Annotated in this window: 7 protein-coding genes and 1 pseudogene; 6 read left to right on the top strand and 2 right to left on the bottom strand. The window is 27.7% G+C overall.

The genetic code is table 11. The features are described from left to right. The 6 genes and pseudogenes from VLM92_RS03055 to VLM92_RS03030 all read left to right on the top strand — a co-directional run. Positions 1–256: pseudogene (locus VLM92_RS03055) on the top strand (nicotinate-nucleotide diphosphorylase (carboxylating)); the annotation flags it as partial. 53 nt (positions 257–309) lie between these two features. Then, entirely contained in the window at positions 310–948 is a 639-nt protein-coding gene (locus VLM92_RS03050) for a DNA-3-methyladenine glycosylase (RefSeq protein WP_331681667.1), read from the top strand. A 278-nt stretch (positions 949–1,226) separates the two neighbouring features. Further along, positions 1,227–2,714 carry a glycine betaine uptake BCCT transporter gene (locus VLM92_RS03045; protein WP_325274877.1) on the top strand — a complete coding sequence of 496 codons (1,488 nt, stop codon included), beginning with the start codon at positions 1,227–1,229 and terminating at the stop codon, positions 2,712–2,714. Positions 2,715–2,863: 149 nt separating this feature from the next. Further along, positions 2,864–4,135 carry a SulP family inorganic anion transporter gene (locus tag VLM92_RS03040; protein ID WP_331681666.1) on the top strand — a complete coding sequence of 424 codons (1,272 nt, stop codon included), beginning with the start codon at positions 2,864–2,866 and terminating at the stop codon, positions 4,133–4,135. A gap of 166 nt (positions 4,136–4,301) precedes the next feature. Further along, positions 4,302–5,087, top strand: a complete 786-nt coding sequence (locus VLM92_RS03035; protein ID WP_325274876.1) for an ABC transporter ATP-binding protein — start codon at positions 4,302–4,304, stop codon at positions 5,085–5,087. Positions 5,088–5,089: 2 nt separating this feature from the next. Further along, a complete protein-coding gene (locus VLM92_RS03030) occupies positions 5,090–6,721 on the top strand; it encodes a hypothetical protein (protein WP_325274875.1) in 1,632 nt (543 codons plus the stop codon). Positions 6,722–6,764: 43 nt separating this feature from the next. On the opposite strand, the gene aspD is transcribed toward VLM92_RS03030, so the two are convergent. Both aspD and VLM92_RS03020 read right to left on the bottom strand, forming a co-directional pair. Beyond that, positions 6,765–8,390 (bottom strand): aspartate 4-decarboxylase, encoded by a 1,626-nt coding sequence (gene aspD, locus VLM92_RS03025; protein ID WP_325274874.1) that lies wholly within the window; start codon positions 8,388–8,390, stop codon positions 6,765–6,767. A 183-nt stretch (positions 8,391–8,573) separates the two neighbouring features. After that, a partial coding sequence (locus tag VLM92_RS03020) for a DUF1002 domain-containing protein (RefSeq protein ID WP_325274873.1) occupies positions 8,574–9,128 on the bottom strand: 555 nt, incomplete at its 5' end.

Raw genomic sequence — 9,128 nt, 5'->3', positions numbered from 1 at the left:
GGCATTAGAAGCTAATGCTGATATTATAATGATTGATAATATGGATTTAGAGTTAGCTAAAGAAGCTGTAAAAATTATAGATAAAAAAGCTATAATTGAGTTTTCTGGCAATGTGTCTTTAGAAAAAATTAAGAAGATAGGTGAAATAGGCGTAGATTATATTTCTGTTGGTGCGTTGACTCATTCTTTTAAGGTATTGGATTTAAGTATGAAAAATTTAAATAGGATAAATAATAAAAATCATAGAACAGAGTAAAACATCAACAATAAGGATTACATAAGTTAATAAAAGTAAAGCGAGGTATAAAATTGGACAAAACATTTTTTAATCAAGATGGAATAAACCTAGCTAAACAAATTTTAGGAAAGTATTTAATAAGAAACTATGAGGGTAAAATAATAGTAAGTAAAATAGTAGAAACTGAAAGCTATATGGGGGTAAATGATAAAGGTGCTCATGTATATGGAGATAAGAAAACAGAAAGAACAAAACCTTTATATTTAGATGGTGGACATATATATGTTTATTTAATATATGGGATGTATTATTGTTTAAACATATCTGCAAATATAAAAGGTATACCAGAATGTGTATTAATAAGAGCTGTAGAGCCGATGAAAGGTATAGAGGAAATTTCTTTTAATAGATTTAAAAAAGAGTACAAAGATTTAAGTAGTTACCAAAAAAAGAACATAACAAATGGACCAGGAAAGCTTTGTATGGCTTTAAACATAGATAAAAGTTTAAATAGTAAAAGCATATTAGGAAATGAATTATACATAAGTGATTTTTATTATGAAGGTGATAAAAAAATATATAGTGAAGATAATGTTGAAATAGAAAGTAGTAAACGTATAAATATAGATTATGCTGAGGAAGCTAAAGATTATTTATGGAGATTTTTCATAAAGAATAGTAAGTATGTTTCAGTAAATAAATCAAATTAAAAGCCATCTCTTTTGAGAGCGGCTTTTTTAGCGTTCGTTCTATAGGGTATAGTTTGCAAAGTACACAAATTTCTGCTTCGCTCATGTCGCCAACGGCCTAAAGTACTTCGCCCACACGTGGCTCAAAAAACAGGCACGTTGATCAAGTTTAGAGATTGTAATTCATAATTTATCCATAAATTAGAAAAATTATAAACTACCTGAATCTAAAAAAGTATATAAATTATATATTTAAGGCAAACTAATACTTGAAATATAAATGAGAAGGAGTTTTTCATATGGTTTTTTATACAGCTGTTATATTAATAGGTTTGTTTGTACTATGGGGGCTTATTTCTCCAACATCTTTAGCGCAAGTAGCAACTTTAGCTCTTCAATTTACAACATCTAAGTTTGGATGGATGATACTTATAATAACATTTTTAGTACTAGTATTTATGATGTTATTAGCATTTAGTAAATACGGAAGAATAAAACTAGGAAAAGAGGATGATAAACCTGAATTTAATAATATAACTTGGTTTGGGATGCTTTTTAGTGCTGGTATGGGAATAGGGCTTGTATTTTGGGGAGTTGCAGAGCCATTAGATCATTACATATATCCACCAGCAGGAATAGAAGCATTAACTCCAAAAGCCGCTAATGCAGCAATAACTTTTTCATTCTTTCATTGGGGTCTACATGCATGGGCTATATACTGCCTTGTTGGACTTACAATAGCATATTTTAGATTTAGAAAAAATAAAAAGTTACTAGTGAGTGAAACTTTATCACCTATAATAGGAAGCAATCCAAATTCTGCAAAAGCTAAATGTATAGATATACTAGCTATAATTGCAACTTCTTTTGGTGTAGCAACATCTTTAGGTCTAGGAGCAATGCAAATCAATGGAGGATTAAATAGTATATTTGGGATTGAAGTGAATTATTTTAATCAACTGATAATTATAACTATAGCTACAATACTATTTTTACTATCAGCTTCAACGGGTCTCGAAAAAGGTATAAAAATACTTAGCAATATAAATGTTGCAATTGCAGTGTTTCTATTAGTATTTGTGCTTATAGCAGGTCCTACAGCTACTATATTTGAAATATTTACAAATAACTTAGGCAATTATCTTCAAAATATAGTGTCAATGAGTTTAAGATTAACTCCATTTAGAGATTCAAAATGGATATCAGATTGGACATTGTTTTACTGGGCATGGTGGATAGCTTGGTCACCTTTTGTAGGTGTATTTATAGCCAGAGTATCAAAAGGAAGAACGATAAGAGAATTTATAATAGGAGTATTATTAGTTCCATCTTTATTTAGTTGTATATGGTTTTCAGTATTTGGAGGTACAGCTCTCAATTTAGAGATGAATACAGGAGTGAGGTTATTGGAAGCGCTAAATACAGATATGACTTCAACTTTATTTATAACCTTAAATAGTTTACCTTTGGGAGGAATAATGAGTATTATAGCAACAGTATTGATAATGACTTTTTTTGTTTCATCAGCAGATTCAGCTACATTTGTGTTAGGCATGTTTAGTTCTAAAGGTTCAATGACTCCATCTACAAAGGTAAAGTTAATATGGGGAATATTACAAGCACTTATTGCAGTAGCACTTTTATTAAGTGGTGGATTAGAAGGGCTTCAAACAATGTCTATTGTAACAGCATTACCATTTAGCATAATATTAGTATTAATGATGATATCTTTTGTAATAGAACTAAGGAAGGAAATAGTATATAAACCATCAAAACATAAGAGGTAAATAATATAAATTAATCAAAAATAATTAAAGCTTCTTTGAATGATGCTAACTTGTATAAAGTTATATAATTGGGACTGATAATTTTTTTGACATTACTCAAAACTAGGAGTATTATGTATAATGATGAAAAGTTTGAAAGGGGAAAATACATGTCACCTAAGTTATTTAGTATGTTCAAAAATCATGATTTAAGCAGTAACCAAATAAAAAAAGATATAGTATCAGGTATTATAGTTGCAATAATAGCATTACCATTATCTATAGCACTAGCTATATCTTCAGGTGTATCACCAGAAAAAGGTCTTATAACAGCAATATTTGCAGGATTTATTATATCGTTTTTAGGAGGAAGTAAAGTACAAATAGGAGGGCCAACAGGAGCATTTGTTGTAATAGTTTATGGAATTGTAAAAAGCCATGGTATGCAAGGTCTTATAATATCAACAATAATGGCAGGATTTATACTTATTATGATGGGTCTTTTAAGGCTTGGAGATTTAATAAAGTATGTACCTAAAACTATAACTGTAGGCTTTACGAGTGGGATAGCAATAACTTTACTTATAACACAAATTAAAGACTTATTAGGATTAAAAATCAAAAATGTTCCAGCAGAAGCTTTAGAAAAAGTAGAAAGCTATATACATAATATAGATACGTTTAATATGATGACTTTTATAGTTGGAGTAGTGTGTATATTAGTTATGGTATATTGGCCTAAAATTAATAAAAGTATACCGGGATCTATTATAGCATTAGTTTTAGCGACAATAGTTGTTAAAATATTTAATATTCAAATAGATACAATAGGTAGTGTATATAGTGAAATATCTTCAAGTATACCTATGCCAAGTATACCTAAATTAAATCTAGAAAAGATAGTTTCATTAATTCAACCAGCATTTACAATAGCAATACTTGCTGCTATAGAATCATTATTATCATGTGTAGTTGCAGATAAAATGATAGATGATAAGCATGATTCAAATATGGAACTTATAGCACAAGGTCTTGGTAATATAGCGTCAGCATTATTTGGAGGAATACCAGCAACAGGAGCAATAGCAAGAACAGCGGCAAATGTTAGAAATGGTGGGAAAAGTCCAATATCCGGCATGATACATGCTATTGTATTACTTCTTATAATGGTAGTTTTAATGCCACTTGCAAAATTAATACCAATGACAGTATTATCAGCTATACTAATAATAGTGTCTTATAATATGGGAGAATGGTCAGAGTTTAAGGAAATGCTACATTTACCTAAAAAGGACGTAATTGTATTAGTAACAACTTTTGTACTTACAATAGTATTTGATTTGGTAGTAGCAATAGGAATTGGAATGGCAATTCACTTGATATTCATGATAACAGCGAAGGGTAACGAACCACAAGAAGTTGAAATGAACGAAGCGGTATAAACATATAAGGAGTATATTTAACGTATAAAGTTATATATACTCCTATTTTATATATTGAAAGAAATATAATTTTTAATACATAAAGCCGAAGATAAACTAAGTAATTTTATTTGAAATATTTGTTTGTTATATAATAATATACAAAGCATATGTAAGGGGGATATATATGAATAATATAGAAAAAATAATAGAAATAAAAGACCTTAAAATGACATATGGAGATAAAGAAGTACTAAAAGGAATAAATTTAGATATATATAAAGGGAATATAATAGGATATATAGGGTCAAATGGAGCGGGGAAAAGTACTACAATAAAAATACTTTTAGGTTTAGTTAAAGGGTATAGTGGAAGTGTATCTATATTTGGAAAAGACATAGAAAATGAAAATAACGACTATAAACAAAAAATAGGATATGTTCCTGAAATAGCAAAAGTATACGAAAGTTTAACAGCTAAAGAATATTTAACATTTGTTGGTCAAATATATGGTCTAAGTTATGAAAAATGTGATGATAAAGCTAGAAAGCTTATGAGGGTACTAGGTATAGATTATGCATATGATTCAAGATTATCATCTTTTTCAAAAGGAATGAAACAAAAGGTAGTAATAATAAGTGCACTACTTCATAACCCAGATATACTATTCTTAGATGAACCACTAAGTGGCCTTGATGCCAATAGTTTGCTTTTAATAAAAGAAATATTATATAAATTAAAGCAAGAAGGAAAAACAATATTTTACTCATCTCATATAATGGAAGTAGTTGAAAAGCTTAGTGATAGGATAATACTTTTAAATGAAGGCGAAATAGTTGCTGATGGAAACTTTGAAGAAATCAAAGATTCAAGTTTTGATGGATCTTTAGAAGAAATATTTAATCAACTTACAGGATTTAAAAAACATAATGATTTATCAAGTGAATTTGTAAGTATATTAAAAGAGGTATAATTATGAAAGAATTTTATATTTTAAAGATACTAGATTTGTTTAAAGGTATATATAAGAGCTTTGGGATAAATTATGAGATAATGAGACTTATAATACAATCTAAACTTATTATAGATAGTAGACGTGAGCCAAATACAGTAAATAGTGATAGAGAAGTTAAAGATAAAAATTATTTTTATAATAGTTTAATAGTATATGCAATAACAGGTTTATGTTCAGCTCCATTAATAGCTATGGATATAAATCCAATTATAAAAATGAGTTTATATTTTAGTTTTTTTATGATAATGATTTTAAGTGTATTTATATCTGATTTTTCAAGTGTAATATTAGATATAAATGATAAAGATATAATTGCAACGAAAGGAGTAGATAATAAAACTTTAAATGCAGCTAAGATTACTCATATATTTATATATATATCACTTTTAAGTTTAGCAATATGTGGTGGGGGGCTTATAATAAGTATTAGATATGGAGTGAAATTTTCATTATTATTTTTAGTAAGCATATTTTTGATAGATATATTAATGATTATAGTAACTGCTATAATGTACTTTGTAATATTAAAGTTATTTAGTGGTGAAAAATTAAAAGATATGTTAAATGCTTTTCAAATATTATTTTTATTGCTATTTATAATAGGATATCAATTTGTAGCGAGAGCATTTACATTTGTTGATTTGAAGTTTATATACGAACCTAAGATGTGGAATATATTAATACCTCCAATGTGGTTTGGGGCAAACTTTAATTTAATCAAAGGAACAGAAGTGAATATAATAATAAAAATTATGAGTATATTATCACTTGCAATACCAATAATTTCAATTATTATATATATAAAATTAGTACCATCATTTGAGTATAATCTTCAGAAACTAAATGATAATACATATAAAAATACAAAAATTAAAGAAAGTATATCTTTTAAAATAAGTAAAATACTTTGCAAAAATCAAGAAGAAAAAGTATTTTTTGATTTTGTATATAGTGTGCTTAGTAAAGATAGAGATTTTAAGACTAAAATATATCCATCCTTAGCGGTAGGAGCATTGATGCCATTTATAATGATGTTATCTATGTATGATGGGCAAGGTATAGAGAATTACATGATAAGTATAAGAGAAAGTTCCTATTATCTTATGTCATATTTAGGTGTTTTAATTAGTCAAAATATAATAACTACTATTAAATTTTCTAATCAATATGAAGCAGCTTGGATTTATGATATATTACCAATAAAAGATAAGAAAAATATATATATTGGAATGTTTAAAGGAAGTATATATAAGTTAATATTACCTATATTTATAGTTATGAGTATTGGATTTATAATTATTTTTAGAGATAATGTGATAATACATTTAACTGTAGTATTTGTATCAATTATAATTACATCTATGATAACCTTTAAATTTAATGAAAAAAAATTACCATTTTCTTCAGAATATACAAATGCAAATGCAGCATCAAATATAGTTATAATGCTAAAGTCTATGTTACCTGTGGGAATACTTGCTTTAATACATTTCTTAGTGAGTAAAAGCATGTTATATACATGTATTTATTTAATAGTATTATTATTATTTATAAAATTAATTTGGAATAAAGTATTTACAATATATAACTAGTTAAAAGCTAACTATACATTAATGTGTAGTTAGCTTTTGTAAATTATTTATTTTTCCATTTATCTATATAATTATCTAAAATCTTTTTAAGTGCTATTCCTATTTCTGAATAAGCTTCATCATAAAGATTAGCTAAAGAAATTCTTATAGACCATTTAGGACCAGCAAATCCACCACCACTTAAAAGAACTATTGAAGATTCCTCTGCTAAATCAAACAATACATCCACTGGTTTATAATTTTGTTCAAGATAATTAGCAAAATCTTTACCATGATTATCTTCAGCCCATTCTAACAAATCAAACTGAGTGTAATAAGCAGCATCATTAGGGTCATTAGGAAGCTCTAACCCCAAGCCATCAAATAATAACTTTTGTCGGTGATGACAAATATCTATAGTCATATTTTTATAAGTGTTATCACTATCAATTAAAGCAAATGCTGAAAAAAATGCCATTTGTACCTGTTGAGGAGTAGAAAGTCCTGCAGTGTGGTTAAGTGCCACTTGTCGACTATCTGCAACTATTCTATCTATAAAAGGAACCTCTGATGGATTAGAATTCATATCGCAGTATCTTTTATTAGTTCTTTTTCGTATAGAATAAGGTAGCTCAGATATAAGTTTATCAAATACATTTTTTTCGTGCAAAGCTAATGTACCAAGTCTCCATCCAGTTACTCCAAAATACTTAGAATAGGAATAAGATCCAATAGTATTATAAGGTAGTTCAGCCATTAAAGACTTAAATCCATGTACAAAGGTACCATAAACATCGTCTGATATAATCATTAAATTAGGATTATGATTTTTTACAATATCAACTAGTTTATTAGTAGACTTAGGAGAAATAGCAACCGATGGAGGATTACTAGGATTAACAACAAATAAAGCTTTTATATCATTATCATAAAGCTTTTCTAATTCCTCATTAGAACATTGCCAAGTATGTTTGCCATCTGGGGTTTTCTCATCTGCATTTATATATACAACATCAAATTCATATCTTGGAAGATGAGGGATTTCTAAGTATGGTGTAAATATAGGAGTCATTATAGCTATTTTGTCGCCTTTTAATAATAAATTATTTGCAATCAACGAATCAAAAACATAACACATAGCTGCAGTAGCGCCTTCTACAGCGAAAACATTAAAATTACCACCTTTATCAATATCATACTTCATTTCCTGAATTAAATATTCTTTAACTATTTTTTCGATATGAACAAGCATTCTGTCTGGAAAAGGGTAGTTATCTCCTATTATTGCATCAGTTAACTCATATACAAAACTATCAGGGTCAAATCCAAGTTTGTTAATTCCATAATCAATAATTTGTTTTAAAAAAATTATGTCAGGCATAGAAGGATTATTGTCAATATATTCATATAATCTATTAGCAATGTTAGTTTTTTTAGGCATACCAGATAAAGGACCTTTGCTCCAAGAATCACGACTTTCTCTAATAGCAAAATGACCGAAAGTAAAGAAAGCTTCACGAGGAATAGATGCTATCCAGTTAGGATTACCTCTTCCCGCATCAAGTAAAGTACGAGTACTTTTCTTATTAGGATTAGTAGCTAGTGCTATAAGTTTATTTTTGAATTCAAAAGGACTAATTTTTCCATATACATTTTCAAGTTCTTGTCGCTTAATATTAACAGGTTCCATACAAATATCTCCTTAAGGTTACTTTATTAAAATATTTAATTATGATATGTATTATCTGCTATTTTAAAACATATTATGTTAAATGCGTTAATATATTCTAGCGAAAGGTGTATATATAATAGTATTAAAAAAGAGCAGGACTATTAAAAATAGTCTTACTCTTTAAATTTTTGTAAACAAACTTTATTGAGCTTGTGGTATTTCAGATGTTGCATCTCCATCTTGAGAAGATTCTAAAGATTGGTCTTGATTAGTGTCTATCTTATTAGAGCTAAATAATCCAGTGAACCAATTTAAAATCTTATCGAAGAATCCTTCAACTTCTTCACTTGATGGTAAGTTAACAGCCTTATCATCAGTAGCATTTATTTGAGCATTTTCACCAAGTAAATTATCGTTAGTACTTTCTAATATACCTAGGTTTTTGTCTCCTCCAAATAAATTACCAAACCATCCTTTTATACTATCAAATATACCAGAATTATTAACACTTTCACCTAAAGCATTCAAATTCTTATCAATGTTATTAGATACATTTCCTAAAGTATCTTTTATTTTATCGTAGTCATAATCTTGCTGTGCTATTTTTAACATTAAGTCTTCAATTTGCTTTAATTGTTCATCGCTTAAAGTTATATTGTAATTATTAGTTATATTGTTTATAGTTTCTGCTATTTGTGTAGGATTTGTAGTACCTTTTTTTATAATCTCTGTTTTAATATCATTAATTAATCCTGT

The sequence above is a fragment of the Romboutsia sp. genome (assembly GCF_035470145.1).
GTDB lineage: Bacteria > Bacillota > Clostridia > Peptostreptococcales > Peptostreptococcaceae > Romboutsia_D.
The sequence above is the reverse complement of the archived record's forward strand: the minus strand, read 5'-3'. Positions and strand labels throughout refer to the sequence as shown.